Below are 19,425 nucleotides of genomic sequence, written 5' to 3' on the forward strand. Positions count from 1 at the left end.
CACTATGATAGATATCAAAGGCATAACCAAGAGTTTCGGCTCGCTGCAGGTGCTCAAGGGCATAGACCTGCACATCAACAAGGGCGAGATACTGAGTATCGTCGGCCCCAGCGGTGCCGGCAAGACCACACTGCTGCAGATAATAGGCACACTGGACAAGCCCGATGGCGGACAGGTGTGCATCGACGGCGTAGAGGTAAGCCGGCTGAAGTCGAACAAGCTGAGCGATTTCCGTAACCGTCATATCGGTTTCGTGTTCCAGTTCCATCAGCTTCTGCCCGAATTTACCGCCATCGAAAACATCATGATTCCCGCCCTCATCGCCGGAACAAGCAAGAGCGAGGCTCGCGAGAAAGCCATGCAGCTGCTGCAGTTTATGGGACTCGAAGAGCGGGCACAGCACAAGCCCGCCCAACTCTCAGGAGGTGAAAAGCAGCGCATCGCCGTGGCAAGAGCGCTCGTCAACGACCCCGACGTGATACTGGCCGACGAACCCAGCGGCTCGCTCGACAGCAAGAACAAGCAGGAGTTGCACCAGCTCTTCTTCGACCTGCGCGAGAAGATGGGCCAGACCTTTGTCATCGTGACCCACGACGAACAGCTGGCTGCCATCACCGACCGCACCATCCACCTGAAGGACGGCATGATCATCCACACCGAAACACAAAATCAAGAAGACAATGGAGAAGATACAACTGGGAGCATATAACCTGCTGAAAATAGTGAAAGAGGTAGACTTCGGACTCTACCTCGACGGAGGCGATGAGGGCGAGATACTGCTGCCCAAACGCTATGTACCCAAAGATTATAAGATAGGTGACGAACTCGACGTGTTTCTGTACCTCGACCAGGACGAACGCCTCGTGGCTACCACCGAGCACCCGCTGGCTAAGCCGGGCGACTTTGCCTACCTCGAGTGCTCGTGGGTGAACGAATACGGCGCCTTCCTCAACTGGGGCCTGATGAAAGACCTCTTCTGCCCCTTCCGCGAACAGAAACGCCGCATGGAGATAGGTTCGTCGTACATCGTCTATGTGACCATCGACGAAGAGAGCTACCGCATTATGGCTACGGCGAAGGTGGAGAAATACCTCAACAAGGAAAAGCCCACATACAACGCCGGCGACGAGGTAGACATCATGATATGGCAGAAGACCGATCTGGGCTTCAAGGTCATCATCGACAACCAGTATGCCGGCCTCATCTACCGCGACCAGATATTCAAGCACGTGCAGACGGGCGACCGCATGAAGGCTTACATCGCCTGCGTACGCCCCGACGGCAAGATAGACCTCACGCTGCAGCCCACAGGCCGCCAGCAGACACTCGACTTCTCGGTGACGCTGCTCAACTGGCTGCAACAGCACGACGGATACTGCGAACTGGGCGACAAGAGCGATGCCGAGGAGATAAAGGCACGCTTCGAGGTGAGCAAGAAGGTCTATAAGAAGGCCATCGGCGACCTCTACCGACGCAGACTCATCGTCATGGAGAACGGAGGCATACGCCTGATAGACAAAGTATGAAAACAAGATGAGGAAGCTATTGCCCTTTATCCTTTTATCTACCTTCACCTGTTATATCTATGCCCAAAGGGATTTCAGAGAGAAACAGAGGGTTAGCAACTCTGTCCTTTTCACTATCGAGACACATGACGGCAAGAGATACCTAACAAGTGATGCGTTATTTCATTCTTCAGAGATAACCTATATGGGCTGGCTGAAAGTAGAAGAGAAATACAAGAGAATGGGAGTAAAGACAATGATACTTTTCAAACTTCCTGCCGATGTAAAAGCAATGGCATGGAAGGACTTTATAAGGCGTAAAGGTATCACTATACATAAGAATGACACCGTTTACTACCAGTCTCTTCCCATCGGGACGTTATACGAACCCCCTTCTCAGCCCCGACTATATAACAGGCATCAAGAGAAACGGCCATCGAGTAGATATTGTCTATAAGCAAAAAATGAATCGCAAGCCGTCGTGGGCAACTGAGAAGGCAAGAGATAGCGTCTATAAAGTACGGGCACAACGCCAACAAGCAACAGGAATAACAGATAGAAAGGCAAGGCGCGCTTCGAGGTGAGCAAGAAGGTCTATAAGAAGGCCATCGGCGACCTCTACCGACGCAGACTCATCGTCATGGAGGACGGAGGCATAAGACTCGTAGCGCAAAAAGACTGAGATTGTGGCAGCTGCAAACAAAATAATCGGCAAAATGCTTGGCAGTTAGCGCAAAAAGCAGTACCTTTGCACCGCAATTTCGGAAAATCCGATGCATTCGAAGGCGTGGCCGGTTGTGATTAAGGCCAGCAGGCGCCCGATGGATGTAATAGCACAACAATTAATCAACTTAAAATCATGTATTTAGACAAAGCTAAGAAAGAAGAGATCTTCGCACAGTATGGTAATGACGCCAAGAACACTGGTTCTGCCGAGAGCCAGATTGCTCTGTTCACCTATCGTATCGCTCACCTCACTGAGCACGTAAAGCAGAACCGCAAGGACTTCGTTACCACCCGCTCACTGACTCAGCTCGTAGGTAAGCGTCGCGCGCTGCTCGACTATCTCTATCGCATCGACATCAACCGCTACCGCGCCATCATCAAGGCTCTCGGTCTGCGTAAGTAATCGCAACGCAACGGTTGGTCGAAAGACCCATACAAGGATGCCCGTCCGCAAGGATGGGCATCCTTTTTTGTTGTACCTCTGTCTGGCACAAAAAGAAGCTGTGCCAAGCTATCGACAGGATAGCTTGACACAGCTTGGGATTGCAGCCGGCGGGATGGGCTTGCCGCCGGCAGTCTGACGGGCAAGAGCCGCGACAGACGCAGTCTATAGGATGCCTATAGTGAGGCTGTTACTCCTTGTTGGCACGCTTACGCTCGAGATGGTCGAGCAGCACCTTGCGCATACGCATGCTCTTGGGTGTCACCTCAACATACTCATCGCCCTTGATATACTCCAGACACTCCTCGAGACTCATCACCACCTTGGGGATGACACGGGCCTTCTCGTCGCTACCGCTGGCGCGGACGTTGGTGAGCTGCTTGGCCTTGGTGACATTGATGACCAGGTCGTTGTCATGAACGTGCTCGCCCACAACCTCGCCGGCATATACCTCCTCGCCCGGGTCGATGAAGAACTTGCCACGGTCCTGCAGCTTGTCAATCGAATAGGCGTAGGCGGTACCCGTCTCGAGGGCTATCATCGAACCATTGGTACGACGAATAATCTCGCCCTTGAACGGCTGATACTCCTTATAACGGTGGGCCATGATGGCCTCGCCCTGAGAGGCGGTGAGCACATTGGTACGCAGACCAATGATACCGCGGGAGGGTATCTCAAACTGTATATTGACGCGGTCGCCCTCGGTATCCATACCCACGAGCTCGCCCTTGCGACGAGTAACCATGTCAATCATCTTGCTGGAGAAGTCCTGGGGCACATTGATGGTGAGTTCCTCAATGGGCTCGCACTTCTGGCCGTCTATCTCCTTGTAGATAACCTGTGGCTGACCTACCTGGAGCTCGTAGCCCTCGCGGCGCATGGTCTCGATGAGCACAGAGAGGTGGAGCACACCACGGCCGCTGACAATCCAACGGTCGGTACAGCCCTCGACGGGAACGACGCGGAGCGCGAGGTTCTTCTCCAGTTCCTTCTGCAGTCGGTCGTTGATGTGGCGCGAGGTGCAGAACTTGCCCTCACGGCCGAAGAAAGGACTATCGTTGATGGTGAAGAGCATACTCATCGTAGGCTCGTCGATGGCGATGGGTGGAAGAGGCTCGGGGTTCTCGAAGTCAGCGATGGTGTCGCCAATCTCGAAACGCTCGAGACCGATAACGGCACAGATGTCGCCAGAGCATACCTCGGCGGTCTTCTTGTGACCCATACCCTCAAAGGTATGCAGCTCCTTAATCTTGGTCTTCTCCTTGCTGCCGTCGCGGTGACAGATGGTGATGTTCATACCATCGCGCAGCACGCCACGATGCACGCGGCCCACAGCGATACGACCCGTGTAGCTGCTATAGTCGAGCGAAGTGATAAGCATCTGGGGCGTTCCGTCCAACTGGCGTGGAGCAGGAATCTTCTCGAGTATCTCGTCGAGCAGATATTCGATATTGTCGGTAGGCTTGGTCCAGTCTGCCGACATCCAGCCGTTCTTGGCAGAACCATAGACGACAGGGAAATCGAGCTGGTCTTCGGTGGCGTTGAGGTCGCACATAAGGTCGAACACCATCTCATAGACCTGCTCGGGACGGCAGTTGGGTTTGTCTACCTTGTTGACCACCACGATGGGCTTCAAGCCCAACTGCAGCGCCTTCTGCAGCACAAATCGGGTCTGGGGCATAGGGCCCTCAAAGGCGTCGACGAGCAGCAGACAGCCGTCGGCCATATTGAGCACACGCTCTACCTCGCCACCGAAGTCGGAGTGACCCGGCGTGTCGAGGATATTTATCTTAACACCTTTCCAGTTGATAGAAACGTTTTTGGAGAGGATGGTGATACCGCGCTCACGTTCCAAATCGTTAGCATCCAACACCTCACCACTATTATCCTGGCCCTCACGGAAGAGTTTTCCGGCGAGCATCATCTTGTCGACCAGCGTAGTTTTTCCGTGGTCGACGTGTGCAATCACTGCAATATTCCTAATGTCTTGCATCAAATGTTACCTTAAATTCGGATGCAAAGTTACTGAAACTATCGGACAAAAAGACATACTTGTTGAGTTTTTTGACATGACTCGCGGTAATTTATGATAATTTACTAATGTACTGAGTATTACAAGGAATGAATTGCTACAGAATACGGGCTGCCAGCACGCTCTCGCAGTTGGCAGCCCGTCGCAGAGTAGAGACCCTAAGGTCTTGGGATTATATCAGTCTATGAAGGGTTCTTCACGGTAACACCGTCGACGATGACGGTAGCCTTGGTACCTATCTTCTCGTTCCACAGCGAGTTGCCGCTGACAGAGCCGTTGTCGAATCCGGTAGCTGTGCAGTTGTTGATAACCACCTTGAAGGGAGTGCCTACGCCTGTGGGAAGAGAGCTGTCAATCTCTATGGCAGCCTTGCCTGTAACGGAAGCCGAGGCGTTAAAGGTGCAGTCCTGGAATGTGGCTGTCTGGCCTGTTATGGCACCTTCGTTGTAGATGAGCACACTCTTGCCGGCGCAGTTGAAGGTGCAGAGGGTAAAGGTAATGTTAGATGAACCATAGGTCCAGATGTTGTAACTGTTGCTCGCGGTCTGCACAAACTTACAGTCTTCATATGAAGCATCAGCTGCATAAGAGAAGGGCTGGCCGGTAATCACGCAGCCTTTGTACTTCACCGTGGTAGCATGCTGGATACCTATATAGTTGTCATTGGGCGACGCTACGGTGACATTCTCAAAGGCAACATTCGTGGCAGTTACAGCGGCGGGAATACTGATTGTGGTCGTAGCGGCATTGTCGCTGGAGAATATCACGCCGTCGGCAGGTGCAGTAGAGAGAGTATAGGAGTTGCCGGCAGCCAACTTCACAACGGTATTGGGCTGAGAGGCAGCAGCAGTCATCTCGGCTTGGGTCGAAGCATGTACCATGCGGTAGGTGGTGTTGTGGTCAGGAGTGGAGAAAGCAGGGTCGACCACTACGGAGAATGTGGTAGTACCAGAGAGGATGTTGCCCACGATATTGGTGCGGTAATTGCGCTGGAGGGGCAGGTTCTGCAGACCGTTCTTGACTACGATTTCGGTGCCGGAGGCTGTCTTGAAGGTAAATTCAGCCGAAGCCAGGGTCTTCTGGGTACCGTCGGTAGCGTCGTTGGGCAGAATGTAGCTCATGGAGAGATACTCGTAATCCTCCTTGGTGCCGTCACCATCGGCATCGACCTTCAGGGACTCGCCAGGCTTAGCAGCATAGTCAAAGTTGACATCGGCGGCGCCAGAGACCTTGCCGTCAAGTACATTCAGCATAGTGGCTGCCTGCTTCACGGTCACCTTTGATTTGTCGAAAGTAGCGCCCGAAGCTACAGCTGCATTCCAGTCTGCTATAGTAGTACCCACATTGAGTTGGGCGAAGGGGCGCTTGAGTTCAACGGTCTGAGCGACATCGCCATTGACGGTTATCTCAACGGCATTGAAGAATGCGTCGCGACTCTCGTCATTGTTGGCGCCGCTGTAGTTGACCGAAACCTGCATGTTGTCATTCACGGAGTAAGCAGTGGTTCCGGCTTTCTGGGCCCAGAAGGCTACCTTGTAGGTCTGGCCCTTTGCCAAGGTGAGCGCTACCGTATGGCCGGAGCTGAGGTCGGTTGCAGACACTTTAACGAGGGGCAGTGCATCAATGGGGTTGCCATTCTTGTCAAACACACGATAGACAAGCTCATTGACGGTGGTGCCGTCACTGATAGCACGGGTAAGGGCACCATCGGCGCTTACCTTGAACGTTACCTGGGCAAGACTGCTGTCTGCCTGCGGGACATTGTTGTCGTCCGAACACGAGTTTGCCAGCATCAGAGCGGCAAACATTCCAAAGATAGTTACTTTTTTCATTTTGTAAATAATTTAGATGATTAAGATAATTGATATATAAAACAATGTGAATTAGTTGTTCTATGGTAAGGGGAATGTCAGTAGAAGACATTGAACTCGCCGTCGTAACCGGGGTTGACGCTTACGCCACCCGTGGCAGTCTGGGTGAGAAACTCGCCTCTGACGATGGTATGGCGGCTGCGCTGGAGCGGCACGTTGACGGCGCGGGAGAGCGAAACCTGACGACCCTGGCGATCGTAGATGCCCAACTGCACGGTGACCTCGGAGGCGTGGCCGTTGACGAGCACATAGTCAAACCCCAACGAGGCTTCGTCGGCAGACAGGCGCTCCACGCGGCCATCGCAGACCACTCCCATAATGGCGTCGGTGGGCTTGTCGGTAAATATATTATAGGTGTTGGGTGCGTAGCCGTTGTAGATGATGCGCACGGTGAACATATCCAGGTCTACGGCAGGCGTCGCGGCTCCCGTAGAAGGGTCGACGGGCGTATGGCCGGCTATGGCTGCCGACTGCTGCTCGATAAAGAGGCGCACATCATTGGCCACAAACTCAAACTTGGCGAGCGGGCGGGTCATCTGCACGGTGACTCCGACGGGCGCCTGCTCACTGGTGCTGGTGGCGACGACAGCCTCGGCCTCACCTCTGAACGCATCGCGGTAGTCAGTGCTGCCCTGATAGGGCATGAGGACTCTGATGCTGGAAAAATCGGAAGCATCGTAGAAGCCACCCACGCCGGCATCATCATCAGAGAGGTCGGCCCACACCATGACGCGATAGCTGCCGGCAGGGGCGTCGAGGTCTATATCGGCATCATAGCCCTGACTGACGTCGCGCCGCACGATGTATTCGCGGACGGGAATTGCCTGGGGCGCAGAGGCTTGAGGATAGAGACGGATGATGTATCTCATCGTGCCACGGGTGCGGACAGAGGTAACCTGGACGGGGGCGCCAGTACGCGAGAGGGTGTAGTAGACCTGGGGCATATCGGTATCAAACCGCAGATGCAGACTGACCTTCGCCGTGTCGGGCACGTCGGGAAACTCATGCACTCCACATCCCACAAGGAACAGCGGCAGCACTGCCAGCAGCATCCTTGCATGCAGGCAGCAGAGGCGGCGGAGTATAGTGGACTGGTTTGGCATCATCATTTCCTCCCTCGTTTGAAGTCAAACACATAACAGAGCGACAGCGAAGCCTGGTCTATACCCGTGTAGGTCTTGTTCTCGGTATATGCCTTGAGGCCGTTGGGCTGGTTGTAGAACTTGTCGTGGTTGAGCGAATAGACGCCAACACCGGCAGAGAGCTCCATCTGCCAACGACGGTTGCGGCTGACGGGGAGTCGCAGTCCTGCCGACACGCCACCACCGAGCGCCGGACGATGACCGCCACGGTCCTGGGTGCGGTAGCGTCCGCCAAAAGCCACATTGTAGTAAGCCATGCCGAGATGGGCTCCCACAAAGAAGCCGGTATTGCAGGCTGAGGGCCAATAGCGACACTCGGGATAGAGCGAGAAGATGCGGTATTTGCGGCTGTTGCTGAAATAGTTCCATGCCGAGAAGTTCACGGGCAGAGCCACCGACCAATGAGGGGCGACATCCATCTCAATGGCGATATTGGAGATGAGAAACGCCCAAGCCACGGCATTGGTCTTGAGGATGATATGGCGCTGACAGGGAGTCTCTGCCGTCGTCGCCACAGTATCTGCCGTGGATGGTGCTACCGTGGGAGCGGCTGGCGCAGGCTCGGGCATAGGTTCGGGAGCCGGACATACGATGGTGGGAGGTGTCTCTACGCGTGCCACGTCGACCTCGGCACGTGCCATACGCATCTGGGGATAGACATCGCGCATGAGTATGGGCCAGAGTCGGCCACCCTGGGCGCGGCGCAGGAGCAGCACGCGGCGGTCTATCGTCTGCCCGCGGTGATAGGAGACCTGGGTAGAGTCGAGCGACAGGATATGCGCCATCGACGCAGTGTAGGGCGACAGCGTGGGGCTATCGAGGGTGAGGGTATCGAGCAACGACCAGCCCACACCCATATTGTCTGCCAACACGAGGGGCAACTCTGTATCGGTATGAGCACGAAGCCATGAGGCCAGAGCCTGGGCACGACGATTGGCGAGACGGCGATTGGTCTGATAACTGCCTTCGGGCGACGCCATACCCGTAATCTGGACATTCAAAAGCGAAAGACTGCTGTCGCGGCGCACCGCTGACAGATAGTCGAGCATAGCCGACAGACTACAGCCGTTACTGGTATAGGCAGTATCGAGCACCGTTTTGCCCACGGGAAAGAAGACGCTGAAATGGGTGTTGACCACATGACTCTGCGACCTGGACTCTGTGACGGGCATCCAGGCGATTAGCATGAGCGTGATGATGTAAGTCAGTCGTTTCATATCGGTTAGAGTTATCGGTTCAAATCCTTGGATAGAAGTTGTAGACAATTGACACGCATGGCATTGGATTGTCGATTTGTATCTATCGTACGCTGCAAATTTAAGGTTATTTCCTATTCGTTGTATTCACCCCCCCCCGTTAATTATTGTTAACGGCATGCATTTTTGCACAACTTTTTTGCGCAACCCCACTACCCTTTCTACCTTCGTTATCGCTCTGAGCCCTACCGCATCCCGCCCCATCGCCTCGGCCACGAGCGCTGCGAGCAGCATGGAAGCCCATGCAGATACCGTCGCGACATCGTCCAGCACGCTGTGTCTGCTGCGCTGCGCTGGGACTGTCGCCGGTCGGGGGCTCGGGCGCGTGACAAGTCTTGTGGGTTTTCACCTTATTATATTATACGCGTACACGCGCGCGAGAAGGCAAAGCCAGGCACCTGCAAAGAAGAATTATCTTAAAACCACGGCTCTTTGCAAACTTTTTGCATCAATTCGGACACCAATTCATGCAAAAACGCTATATTTGCAAATGACATAGCGACAATAACTCATAACCTATAATACAATAACAATTAAAACGTTACAATTATGACCAACTTCATCCGAACCATCATTGCATCGCTGCTACTCATAGCCGGTAGCCAAAGCGTGCTGGGCCAGACCTTCTCGTCTATGGACGAAACGCAGCGCCAAACAGAGCTCACCAAGATAGCCCTGACCATCTACAAGAACCCTAAGTTCAGCAAATACTACTCCAAGTATGGATACTGCGGCAGGTCGGAGATCTCTACCTATAACATCAAGGGAGAAGGAGAAGACAAAGACCGCAAGGAATACTTGGGAACGCAACAATATGTGGTCAAACTATACTGCAAGAAGGGGGCTGACTGGGGAGAATTTCCCATTGCCAAAGTCTATGTGTCTGACAAGGCAGGAAAGGCATGGATGATAATGTTCGGCAACGACAATATGATGTTCCCGTACTGGAATTTTCCAGAGATATTCAAATAGCGGGCATGTACACGGCGACATAGTACATCCACACGCCCGCCCAAGACGCCAAAGAGCCGGTGGAGAATAGTTCTCTACCGGCTCTTTGTATCTATAGTCCGAGAGGCAGTGGCGCGCTCTTAGAATTCGGCTGTCTTGGGAGTACGTGGGAAAGGTATCACGTCGCGGATGTTCTGCATACCGGTCACGAAGAGGATAAGGCGCTCAAAGCCGAGGCCGAAACCACCGTGGGGGCAGCTTCCATACTTGCGGGTGTCGAGATACCACCACATATCCTTCATAGGGATGTTGCGACGGTTGATTTCGCCGATGAGCTTGTCATAGTTCTCCTCGCGCACGCTACCACCGATAATCTCGCCAATCTGCGGGAAGAGCACATCGGTACCCTGCACGGTGCGGTCGTCGTCATTAATCTTCATATAGAAGGCCTTGATCTCCTTGGGATAGTCGGTCATGATGACGGGCTTCTTGAAGTGCTCCTCGACGAGGAAGCGCTCGTGCTCGCTGGCGAGGTCCATACCCCAGCTTACGGGGAACTCAAACTTGTGACCGTTGGCGACAGCCTCTTCGAGTATCTTGATACCCTCGGTGTAAGGCAGACGCACAAACTCTTCGGCCACAACCGAATGGAGGCGCTCCAGGAGAGTCTTGTCTATCATCTTGTTGAGGAACTCGAGGTCGTCCTTGCAGTGCTCGAGCGCCCAGTTGACGCAGTACTTGATGAAGTCTTCCTCGAGGTCCATCAGGTCGGCGAGGTCGATGAACGCCACCTCGGGCTCTACCATCCAGAACTCAGCCAGGTGGCGTGGAGTGTTGGAGTTTTCGGCACGGAAGGTGGGGCCGAAGGTGTAGATGGAACCCAGGGCAGTGGCACCGAGCTCACCCTCGAGCTGTCCGCTCACGGTGAGTGATGTCTGCTTGCCGAAGAAGTCGTTGTCGTAGTTGATTTTGCCATCCTCGTCCTTCTTGAGGTCGTAGAGGTTCATCGTGGTGACCTGGAACATCTGGCCGGCACCCTCGCAGTCGCTCGCGGTGATGAGCGGAGTGTGGAAGTAGAAGAACCCGTGCTCGTGGAAGTAGGTGTGGATGGCCATAGCCATGTTGTGGCGGATGCGCATCACGGCTCCGAAGGTATTGGTGCGCAGGCGCAGATGGCCGTACTGGCGCATATACTCAAAGGTCTGGCCCTTCTTCTGCATGGGATAGTCGCTGCCGCAGAGGCCGTAGACCTCGAGCTGCTCGCACTGGATTTCTACAGTCTGGCCGGCACCCTGGCTCTCTACCAGTGTACCCACGGCGCTGATGCAGGCTCCAGTGGTAATGTTCTTGAGCATCTGGGCGTCAAACTTGGCAGGGTCAACCACCACCTGGATGTTCTTGATGGTAGAACCGTCGTTGAGCGCAATAAAATCGACAGCCTTGCTGCTGCGGTGGGTACGCACCCATCCCTTTACATTTATCTCTTTTCCGAAATCGGTGCTCTTGAGGGCATCGACTACTTTAGTTCTTTTCATCTTTATCTATAGTCGTTTAGTTTCTGATTATTCGAAAGCACCCATGCGCAGCATGTCTACCTCTTTCTCGGTGAGATAGCGCCAGTCGCCGCGACGCAGGTTCTTCTTGGTAAGACCGGCAAACATCACGCGGTCGAGCTTGGTGACATGATAGCCCAGGCTCTCGAAGATACGGCGCACGATGCGGTTCTTGCCGCTGTGAATCTCGATGCCCACCTGGCTCTTGTCGTTGTCATCGGCATACTCGATGGCGTCGGCGTGCACTTCACCATCTTCGAGGGTAATGCCGTCGGCTATCTGCTGCATGTCGTGAGCGGTGAGGTTCTTGTCGAGATATACGTGATATACCTTCTTCTTGAGGAACTTGGGATGGGTCAGCTTGCAAGCCAGCTCGCCGTCGTTGGTGAGTAGGAGCACTCCCATAGTATTGCGGTCAAGACGACCCACGGGATAGATGCGCTCGGGGCAAGCGTCCTTGACGAGGTCCATCACGGTCTTGCGCTGCTGGGGATCATCCACTGTGGTGACATAGTCCTTGGGCTTGTTGAGCAGCACGTACACCTTCTTCTCGATGGTCACGGGCTGGTCGTGGAACTTCACCTCGTCGGTGCGCAGCACCTTGGTACCCAGCTCGGTCACTACCTGGCCGTTGACGGTGACCACGCCTGCCTGGATAAACTCGTCGGCCTCGCGGCGTGAGCATACGCCGGCATTGGCGAGGAACTTGTTGAGGCGCAGGGGCTCATTGGGGTCAATGTGGTCTTCCTTGTACTCGATGCGCTTCTTCATGCTATACTTTGCATGTGGGTCGTAGTCGGCTGTACGCTGACGGTAGCCACCGCGCTGCTGACCGTAACCACCCTGTTGGCGGCCCTGATAACCACCCTGCTGGCGGCCCTGATAACCACCCTGCTGACGGGGCTGGTAACCACCCTGCTGACGGGGCTGATAACCTCCCTGCTGACGGGGCTGATAGCCACCCTGCTGACGGGGCTGATAGCCACCCTGCTGCTGGCGTGGACGATAGCCACCCTGCTGCTGACGGGGCTGGTAGCCACCCTCTTCGCCGTTGGCATTGTAGCGGGGACGGTAGCCGCCCTGCTGCTGACGGGGCTGATAGCCACCCTCTTCACCATTGCTGTTGTAGCGTGGACGATAGCCACCCTGCTGCTGGCGGGGCTGATAGCCACCCTGCTGGCGGGACTGGTAACCGCCCTGCTGACGGGGTTGGTAGCCGCCACCATTATTATAACGAGGGCGATAGCCGCCTGGCTGGCTGCCACCCGCAGCGCCCTGGAGATTGGCTCCAAAGCCCTCGGGGCGGAAACCACCCTCCTGATTGTTGTCACGATTATCACTGTAGGCGCGTGTGGTGCGAATACGGGGACGCTGTGGTCTGGCGCCTACACTCTTCTTCTCCTGTGAACCGAAACCGTCGGTTGCATCGCTGTTACCATTGTTCAGGTTCTGCGAATTGTTCTCTAAATCCATAATTTAATTGATAATACTTTATAGCCTCACGGCTGTTGTTAATAATAGGGTTATTGCGGTTATAATGTTGAGTTTACAAACCGGTGTAGTTGAGCGGGGTGATAGCCATCAGTTCGGCCTTCACACTGTCGCTCACGTTGAGCTGTCCGATGAATTCATGGATGGTCTGCTCGGTCATCTTCTGATTGGTGCGGGTGAGCGCCTTGAGCGCCTCATAGGGATGGGGATAGCCCTCACGGCGTAGGATGGTCTGGATGGCTTCGGCCACCACAGCCCAGGTGTTGGCCAGGTCGGCCTCGATGCGCTCTTCGTTGAGGATGAGCTTGCGCAGACCCTTGAGGGTGCTCTGGAAGGCAATGACGCTGTGGCCCATAGGCACACCGATATTGCGCAGCACGGTAGAGTCGGTAAGGTCGCGCTGGAGACGGCTTACGGGGAGTTTCTGGGCGAGGAACTGCAGCACGGCATTGGCGATGCCCAGGTTGCCCTCGCTGTTCTCGAAGTCGATGGGGTTGACCTTGTGGGGCATGGCACTCGAGCCAACCTCGCCGGCCTTGATTTTCTGCTTGAAATACTCCATGGAGATGTACATCCATACGTCGCGGTCCAAGTCGATGAGGATGGTGTTGATGCGGCGCATAGCGTCGAAGACCGAGGCCAGATGGTCGTAGTTGCTAATCTGGGTGGTATACTGCTCGCGCTCCAGTCCGAGCTTCTCGCTCACAAAGCGGTTGCCAAAGGACTTCCAATCGTAGTCGGGATAAGCCACATGGTGGGCATTGTAGTTGCCGGTGGCGCCACCAAACTTGGCGGTGAGTTTGCAGGCACGAAGGGTGGCCAACTGCTCCTGAAGACGGTAGACGAAGACCATAATCTCCTTGCCCAAGCGTGTGGGCGAAGCGGGCTGGCCGTGGGTCTTGGCGAGCATGGGCACGTCGCGCCACTCGTCGGCATACTGCTGCAGCTGGTCAATGACTTCTTCTACCTGGGGGCAGAAGACCTCGTTGAGCGCGTCCTTCACCGAGAGGGGTACGCTGGTATTGTTGATATCCTGAGAAGTAAGACCAAAGTGGATAAACTCCTTGTAGGCATCCAGACCGCCTATCTTGTCAAACTCTTCCTTGATGAAATACTCGACGGCCTTGACGTCGTGGTTGGTTATCATCTCGATATCCTTCACGCGCTGGGCGTCTGCTTCAGAGAACGACAGGTATATCTGGCGCAAGCGGGCAAACAGTGCATGGTCAAACGATGCCAGCTGGGGCAAGGGCAACTCGCACAAGGTAATGAAGTACTCGATTTCCACACGGACGCGATACTTGATAAGTGCATACTCAGAAAAATACTCGGCCAATGCCTCTGTCTTCCCTCTATAACGGCCATCTATAGGCGAAATGGCGGTCAACAAATCCAAATTCATATTCTATGCTTTATTTACTGCCCACAAAATTAATAATAATATCTGAAACAGAGCGTAAATGTATCGAAAAAAATAAAAAAAGAGTCTTAAAGCAGTTAACTTTAAGACTCTTCAACTTGGAGTGGGCGTTGACGGATTCGAACCGCCGACCCTCTGCTTGTAAGGCAGATGCTCTAAACCAGCTGAGCTAAACGCCCTTACTTTTCGTAAGCGATTGCAAAGGTAGCAACTATTTCTGACACCACCAAATGTTTTCCCATATTTTTTGAAAAAATCTTCAAAATAGTGGATTGCTGCGACGCGACTACGGATGCTTGCTGCGTGTTCACCGCTGCCGGCTACGCCACTACGCTGATGGCGGATGGCACCCTCTCCGGCACATCGGGATGGCGGCAGAAGAACGATGGGGGCGCTGGGGGAATAAAAAAATCCCGGCAAAGTCTCATAAGAGAACTCTACCGGGAAAACACCCCAGTGGGCGTTGACGGATTCGAACCGCCGACCCTCTGCTTGTAAGGCAGATGCTCTAAACCAGCTGAGCTAAACGCCCTTACTTGTCGTAAGCGGTTGCAAAGGTAGTGACTTTTCTGCACTCCACCAAACTTTTCATGATGTTTTTTCAAAAAATATGCGATTTTTGTGGTTTTCGGGGGTATCAAGGGCGAAATGCACATGATTTCCGGCTTCACCGCCGTTACCATGGCGCAGGGCAAAAGGGCAGTGACGCGACTGCAATTGGAGGAATAGAACAGGGAGGAAAGACCGCGCGGCGCCCCCTCCCCCACCATGACTGCGCAGCGCACAGTGACCGCCATCGCGACCATCACCCCTCGATTGCTGCTTGTCTCCGCTGCAAAGGGAGGCGCACGGAGCGGCTCCAGGAGCGGAGATAGCCGCACAGAGACCATCGTTGGCCACGCGTATCGTCCGACGCGGATGCTCGTACCTTCCGATACGGATGCGAGTGTCGTCCGATACGGAAGCACGTTTCGTCCGATACGAACCGGCGATGATGGTCAGGAGCGCGCCAACAATGGTCAGAACGCTTGCCGACGATAGTCAGCGAGATTAACGAAGACAATCAGGAGAATGTTGGAGGTGGTCATAATTCTCATGGAGATGATCAAAAATTTCGTGGAAGTGGTCATAAATTTCGTGGAGGTGGTCATAAATCTCGTGGAGGTGGTCATAAATCTCTCTGAGATGGTCAGGAGGGTGGCGGGGAGAATCTGGGGGGTTATCGAGATGGTGGTTGGGATGGCGACGGTTAAAGACAGAACCCTGGACACAGCGAGCAGCGTTGGCTCTATCGACGGCGCGGTGGGAGTGGCAACTGCGGATTACACCTTATTAATATATATAAGCGGGAGAGTCAGCTCGGCAGGAAGGAGTATCAACACCATGGCCAGAAGGAGCAGCATGTTGGGCAGAAGGGGCTGTGTGATGGGCTGGAGAATTAACATAATACTCGGGAGGGTCTGCTCGGTAGGAAGGAGTATCAACGCCATGGCCAAAAGGAGCAGCATGTTGGGCGGAAGGGGCCGTGTGATGGGCCGGAGAATTAACATAATGCTCGGGAGTGTCAGCATGGAGGGCGGAACGGGCAGCATGGAGGGCGGAAGGGTCAGTATGGAGGTCACTAACGCGCAAACGTTGGTCGGGAGGGTAAGCTCGGCGGTCGGGAATGTTCGGACAAAGGCAATAAAAAAGGGGAGCACCGAAGTACTCCCCTTGGATGTATTGCTAATATAAATTACTCAGCAACAGTAACAGTTGCACGACGGTTGAAAGAAACTGGAGACAGTTCATCAACGCCACCATTACCCTTAGTAGTAATGTTGTCGCGGCTTACGCCCATCTTAACGAGCTCGTCAGCAACAGTTGCAGCACGCTTCTCAGACAGTGCCTGATTGTAAGCGGGCTTACCGGTAGCGCTATCAGCGAAACCTGTAACAACCAACTTAGAGTTGTTGTCAACAGCGTACTTGGCGAGAGCCTGTACGTTTACGAGGTCCTTCTTAGAAGCAATCTTAGACTTGTTGATGTTGAAGAATACTGATACAGGAGTGTGTACGAGTTCCTTAACAGCAGGAGTCTCATTTGACTTTTCAGCCAGGAGCTTCTTCAGGCGAGCGTTCTCAGCGTTAGCGTCGTTGAGCTGTGCGTTGAGAGCGTCAATCTGAGACTGAGAAAGAGCCTTGATAGCGTCTACATCAGGAGTCTTGTCCCAAGAAGCCTTGCCCAGGTTGAAAGTAAGACCAACTTCACCATAGAGGTGGTTGTCGTGAGCATCCCAACCACGGCCAGTACCTGTGAAAGCAGCATTGCCATCCTTGTCGTTCTCGCTGGTAATCAGACCAAGTTCAACATTGATAGCGACCTTCTTGCTTACATAGAACTGGTTGAGGATACCAGCGCTGAGACCGAGAGCATAAGAGTTGTAGCTCATAGAGCGGCCAAAGCCACCACCGAGGAAAGGAACGAAGTTCCAAACGCGCTCAGGGTTGTAACCATAGATAAGGTTGCTGAGGTTGAACAGAACCTGCTCCTGAGCTACCCAATACTTGTTACCTACGTCCTGACGTGCGGGAGTGTGGTTAACCTGCTTGCCCCAGATACCCTGTACCTTAGTACGGAGACCGATGCCGGGAGTGAACCACTTACCTACAGCAACAGCAACACCGGGGTTAGAACGGAAACCCTTCAGAGGGCTATGTGACAGGCCTGAGCCGTGCTCCTGACCTGAATACCATGCATTCCATTCACCACCTACCTGGATGAACCAGTTGCTCCAGAAAGAATTAGTTGCTACACTGTGCTTCAGTGTAGGATCTGCATCCTGTGCAAATGTGCACAGAGACACGCTGGCAAAAGCCAATACAATCAATAATTTTTTCATAACTTTTATATTAAACAATCAATAATCTCGTTGTTCGCTATTCACGTCGACGCGGGATGCCTTGCATTACGCGCACCTACGTATGTTAGTGTATGCAAAGTTAGTTAAATTTTCCATAGCTCTTATAGTTTTCTTCAAAAAAATAGTTACAAAAAGCGTAAATACGTAAGTAATTTCAGTTTATTTATATTGCATAAACACTTTTTTACACATTTATGAACCTGGAGACGCCATTTTCTGGACCCAAGAGCAACAAAAGACCCCGGTTCTGCCTCATTCTTGATGATTTAGAGGACAGAACCGGGGCTGGAGTAAGGCTGGAGCGGGATGATTAGCCCAGCAGTTTCTCTATCTCTTGCTGTTTGAGGATGCAGAGGATGTTTTTGCCGTCGGGCGAATAGTTGACATTGGAGCAGGCGAAGAGTTGGTTGACGATATTCTCCATCTCGACGTTGCTGAGCACTTGTCCCTGCGGGATGGCTGCATGTCGGGCCATGCTCGACGCAAGCCGATGATTGATATCGTCTTTGATGCCACTGCCCTTCTCGCGGGCGGCAGCCAGCATGTCGGTGATGAGGGCGGTGACGCTGATACCCTCGATGTCGGCGGGGATGGAGTTGACGGCATAGCTGTTGGCTCCGAGGTCGGTGAGTTCGAAGCCCATGTCAACGAGCTCGGGCATCACCTCCTGCAACATGGCCGCATCGTCGGGGGTGAGCTGCAGCACCTCGGGGAAGACCACTCGCTGGGCGTCACCCTTCTTGTTTTGCATCTGGAGGAGGTATTTCTCGAAGAGGATGCGGTAATGGGCGCGACACTGGTCGATAATCATAAGGCCCGACTTGACGGCGGTCATGATGTAACGGCCCTTGTACTGGTAGTGGACGGGCGAACGGTCGTCGGAGATATTGGCGTTGCTCACGGGCTTGGCGGCGAAGAAGTCTTCGCCCTCGCTGGCGTCGGCAGAGGGTGTGTCGGCATAGAGCTGCTGCCAGTCGCAGGGCACTGATGACGACGGCAACGAGGTGTCGGGGGTAAAGGGGTTGTAGTGGGGATTGTAGTTGACGCGCGGGGCCTCGACCTGGGGCGCGTGCTGGGTGAAGACGGGGATATCGGGACGGTCTTCGGTATCGAAGTCGATGGACGGCACATCGTTGAAGACGCCTATCGACTCGCGCACAGCGGCAGAGAGAATCTGCCAGATGGCCTGCTCGTTTTCAAACTTTATCTCGGTCTTGGTGGGGTGGATGTTGACATCGATATTGGCTGGCTCGATGGTGAAATAGATGAAGTATGGCACCTGTTCGCCCATCGGTATGAGTCGCTCGAAGGCTGCCATCACCGCCTTGTTGAAGTAGGGATGCTTCATGTAGCGCCCGTTGACAAAGAAATACTGCTGGGCGCCTTTCTTCTTGGATGTTTCGGGCTTGCCCACATATCCCTTGATGCTGCAGAGGGTGGTCTCTACCTCCACGGGGATGAGGTCGCTGTCCATCTTGCGTCCGAAGATGTCGGCAATGCGCTGGCGGAGACTTCCGGAGCGCAGATTGAACATCTCGGTGCCGTTGCTCGAGAGGGTAAAGGCAATGTCGGGATAGACCAACGCAATGCGCTCGAAGGCGGTGACGATGTTAGCGAGCTCGGTGGAATTGGACTTGAGAAACTTGCGGCGTGCGGGAACGTTGTAGAAGAGGTTTTCGATGAGGAAGTTGCTTCCCGACGGGCACGAACATGGTTCCTGACCTGTGAAGCGTGAGCCCGAGATAGACAGATGGGTGCCCAGCTCGTCGGCTTCTTGGCGAGTACGCAGTTCAATCTGTGCCACAGCGGCTATGGAAGCCAACGCCTCGCCTCGGAAGCCCATCGTGGTGAGTGCAAAGAGATCCTGGGCTTGTCGGATTTTGGACGTGGCGTGGCGCTCAAACGACAGTCGGGCGTCGGTCTCGCTCATTCCCTTGCCGTCGTCGATTACCTGAATCGCCGTGCGACCTGCGTCGGTCACGAGCACCTGAATGTGACGGGCACCGGCATCGACTGAGTTTTCGACCAGTTCCTTGATGACGCTGGCGGGACGCTGTATCACCTCGCCGGCGGCTATCTGGTTGGCCACCGAGTCGGGGAGTAATTGGATAATATCGCTCATAATGATGATTTG

14 protein-coding genes, 2 tRNA genes and 1 pseudogene are annotated in these 19,425 nt (G+C 54.1%); 6 read left to right on the plus strand and 11 right to left on the minus strand.

All coding sequences use genetic code 11. The features are described 5' to 3' along the window. The first annotated feature begins 4 nt into the window (after positions 1–4). The 4 genes and pseudogenes from CIK95_RS10945 (at position 5) to rpsO (ending at position 2,634) form a co-directional block, all read left to right on the plus strand. Entirely contained in the window at positions 5–709 is a 705-nt protein-coding gene (locus CIK95_RS10945; RefSeq protein ID WP_094466997.1) for an ABC transporter ATP-binding protein, read from the plus strand. Beyond that, positions 681–1,526 (plus strand): S1 RNA-binding domain-containing protein, encoded by an 846-nt coding sequence (locus CIK95_RS10950; protein ID WP_094466998.1) that lies wholly within the window; start codon positions 681–683, stop codon positions 1,524–1,526. Before CIK95_RS10945 ends, CIK95_RS10950 begins: the two co-directional genes overlap by 29 nt. Before the next feature lie 544 nt (positions 1,527–2,070). Further along, positions 2,071–2,187 (plus strand): annotated as a pseudogene (locus CIK95_RS12935) (GntR family transcriptional regulator); the annotation flags it as partial. Positions 2,188–2,364: 177 nt separating this feature from the next. Then, positions 2,365–2,634, plus strand: coding sequence for a 30S ribosomal protein S15 (rpsO, locus tag CIK95_RS10960; protein WP_022311668.1), 270 nt, complete (start codon positions 2,365–2,367; stop codon positions 2,632–2,634). A 229-nt stretch (positions 2,635–2,863) separates the two neighbouring features. On the opposite strand, the gene typA is transcribed toward rpsO, so the two are convergent. The 4 genes from typA to CIK95_RS10980 form a co-directional block, all read right to left on the minus strand. Then, positions 2,864–4,666 carry a translational GTPase TypA gene (gene typA / locus CIK95_RS10965; protein ID WP_094384907.1) on the minus strand — a complete coding sequence of 601 codons (1,803 nt, stop codon included), beginning with the start codon at positions 4,664–4,666 and terminating at the stop codon, positions 2,864–2,866. A gap of 221 nt (positions 4,667–4,887) precedes the next feature. Further along, positions 4,888–6,537, minus strand: a complete 1,650-nt coding sequence (locus CIK95_RS10970) for a DUF6562 domain-containing protein (protein ID WP_144007813.1) — start codon at positions 6,535–6,537, stop codon at positions 4,888–4,890. Between the two features lie 77 nt (positions 6,538–6,614). Beyond that, positions 6,615–7,685, minus strand: a complete 1,071-nt coding sequence (locus tag CIK95_RS10975; protein WP_094467001.1) for a DUF6562 domain-containing protein — start codon at positions 7,683–7,685, stop codon at positions 6,615–6,617. Then, positions 7,682–8,935, minus strand: coding sequence for a DUF3575 domain-containing protein (locus CIK95_RS10980; protein WP_094467002.1), 1,254 nt, complete (start codon positions 8,933–8,935; stop codon positions 7,682–7,684). The genes CIK95_RS10975 and CIK95_RS10980 overlap by 4 nt, the downstream gene beginning before the upstream one ends. 588 nt (positions 8,936–9,523) lie before the next feature. Here CIK95_RS10980 and CIK95_RS10985 point away from each other — a divergent pair. Continuing rightward, entirely contained in the window at positions 9,524–9,946 is a 423-nt protein-coding gene (locus tag CIK95_RS10985; protein WP_094422588.1) for a hypothetical protein, read from the plus strand. 119 nt (positions 9,947–10,065) lie between these two features. On the opposite strand, the gene asnS is transcribed toward CIK95_RS10985, so the two are convergent. From asnS to CIK95_RS11010, 5 genes are all read right to left on the minus strand, one after another. Further along, positions 10,066–11,460 (minus strand): asparagine--tRNA ligase, encoded by a 1,395-nt coding sequence (gene asnS / locus CIK95_RS10990; RefSeq protein WP_022311674.1) that lies wholly within the window; start codon positions 11,458–11,460, stop codon positions 10,066–10,068. 27 nt (positions 11,461–11,487) lie between these two features. Continuing rightward, positions 11,488–12,951: a pseudouridine synthase gene (locus CIK95_RS10995; RefSeq protein WP_094384895.1), complete on the minus strand. Its 1,464-nt coding sequence runs from the start codon at positions 12,949–12,951 to the stop codon at positions 11,488–11,490. Between the two features lie 73 nt (positions 12,952–13,024). Then, positions 13,025–14,371 (minus strand): adenylosuccinate lyase, encoded by a 1,347-nt coding sequence (gene purB / locus CIK95_RS11000; RefSeq protein ID WP_022311676.1) that lies wholly within the window; start codon positions 14,369–14,371, stop codon positions 13,025–13,027. 122 nt (positions 14,372–14,493) lie between these two features. After that, positions 14,494–14,568 (minus strand) — tRNA-Val (locus CIK95_RS11005). 278 nt (positions 14,569–14,846) lie between these two features. Then, positions 14,847–14,921, minus strand: a tRNA-Val gene (locus tag CIK95_RS11010). 563 nt (positions 14,922–15,484) lie between these two features. Between CIK95_RS11010 and CIK95_RS11015 the strand changes: the two genes are divergently transcribed. Continuing rightward, entirely contained in the window at positions 15,485–16,123 is a 639-nt protein-coding gene (locus CIK95_RS11015; protein ID WP_144007814.1) for a hypothetical protein, read from the plus strand. 1 nt (position 16,124) lies between these two features. Here the strand turns inward: CIK95_RS11015 and CIK95_RS11020 are convergent, their stop codons facing one another. Beyond that, on the minus strand, positions 16,125–17,270 hold the full coding sequence (locus CIK95_RS11020; protein WP_094384891.1) for an OmpA family protein: 1,146 nt from the start codon (positions 17,268–17,270) through the stop codon (positions 16,125–16,127). Positions 17,271–17,601: 331 nt separating this feature from the next. Beyond that, complete coding sequence (gene mutL / locus CIK95_RS11025; RefSeq protein WP_094422578.1) at positions 17,602–19,413, minus strand: DNA mismatch repair endonuclease MutL; 1,812 nt, start codon at positions 19,411–19,413, stop codon at positions 17,602–17,604. Positions 19,414–19,425: the final 12 nt, after the last annotated feature.

Origin of the sequence: Prevotella sp. P5-108, assembly GCF_002251385.1 — a bacterium.
Lineage (GTDB): Bacteria > Bacteroidota > Bacteroidia > Bacteroidales > Bacteroidaceae > Prevotella.

Coding starts and splice junctions, on each gene's coding strand:
- CIK95_RS10945 (WP_094466997.1), top strand. CDS start 5: ATGATAGATATCAAAGGCATAACCAAGAGTTTCGGCTCGCTGCAGGTG.
- CIK95_RS10950 (WP_094466998.1), top strand. CDS start 681: ATGGAGAAGATACAACTGGGAGCATATAACCTGCTGAAAATAGTGAAA.
- rpsO (WP_022311668.1), top strand. CDS start 2,365: ATGTATTTAGACAAAGCTAAGAAAGAAGAGATCTTCGCACAGTATGGT.
- typA (WP_094384907.1), bottom strand. CDS start 4,666: ATGCAAGACATTAGGAATATTGCAGTGATTGCACACGTCGACCACGGA.
- CIK95_RS10970 (WP_144007813.1), bottom strand. CDS start 6,537: ATGAAAAAAGTAACTATCTTTGGAATGTTTGCCGCTCTGATGCTGGCA.
- CIK95_RS10975 (WP_094467001.1), bottom strand. CDS start 7,685: ATGATGATGCCAAACCAGTCCACTATACTCCGCCGCCTCTGCTGCCTG.
- CIK95_RS10980 (WP_094467002.1), bottom strand. CDS start 8,935: ATGAAACGACTGACTTACATCATCACGCTCATGCTAATCGCCTGGATG.
- CIK95_RS10985 (WP_094422588.1), top strand. CDS start 9,524: ATGACCAACTTCATCCGAACCATCATTGCATCGCTGCTACTCATAGCC.
- asnS (WP_022311674.1), bottom strand. CDS start 11,460: ATGAAAAGAACTAAAGTAGTCGATGCCCTCAAGAGCACCGATTTCGGA.
- CIK95_RS10995 (WP_094384895.1), bottom strand. CDS start 12,951: ATGGATTTAGAGAACAATTCGCAGAACCTGAACAATGGTAACAGCGAT.
- purB (WP_022311676.1), bottom strand. CDS start 14,371: ATGAATTTGGATTTGTTGACCGCCATTTCGCCTATAGATGGCCGTTAT.
- CIK95_RS11015 (WP_144007814.1), top strand. CDS start 15,485: ATGGAGATGATCAAAAATTTCGTGGAAGTGGTCATAAATTTCGTGGAG.
- CIK95_RS11020 (WP_094384891.1), bottom strand. CDS start 17,270: ATGAAAAAATTATTGATTGTATTGGCTTTTGCCAGCGTGTCTCTGTGC.
- mutL (WP_094422578.1), bottom strand. CDS start 19,413: ATGAGCGATATTATCCAATTACTCCCCGACTCGGTGGCCAACCAGATA.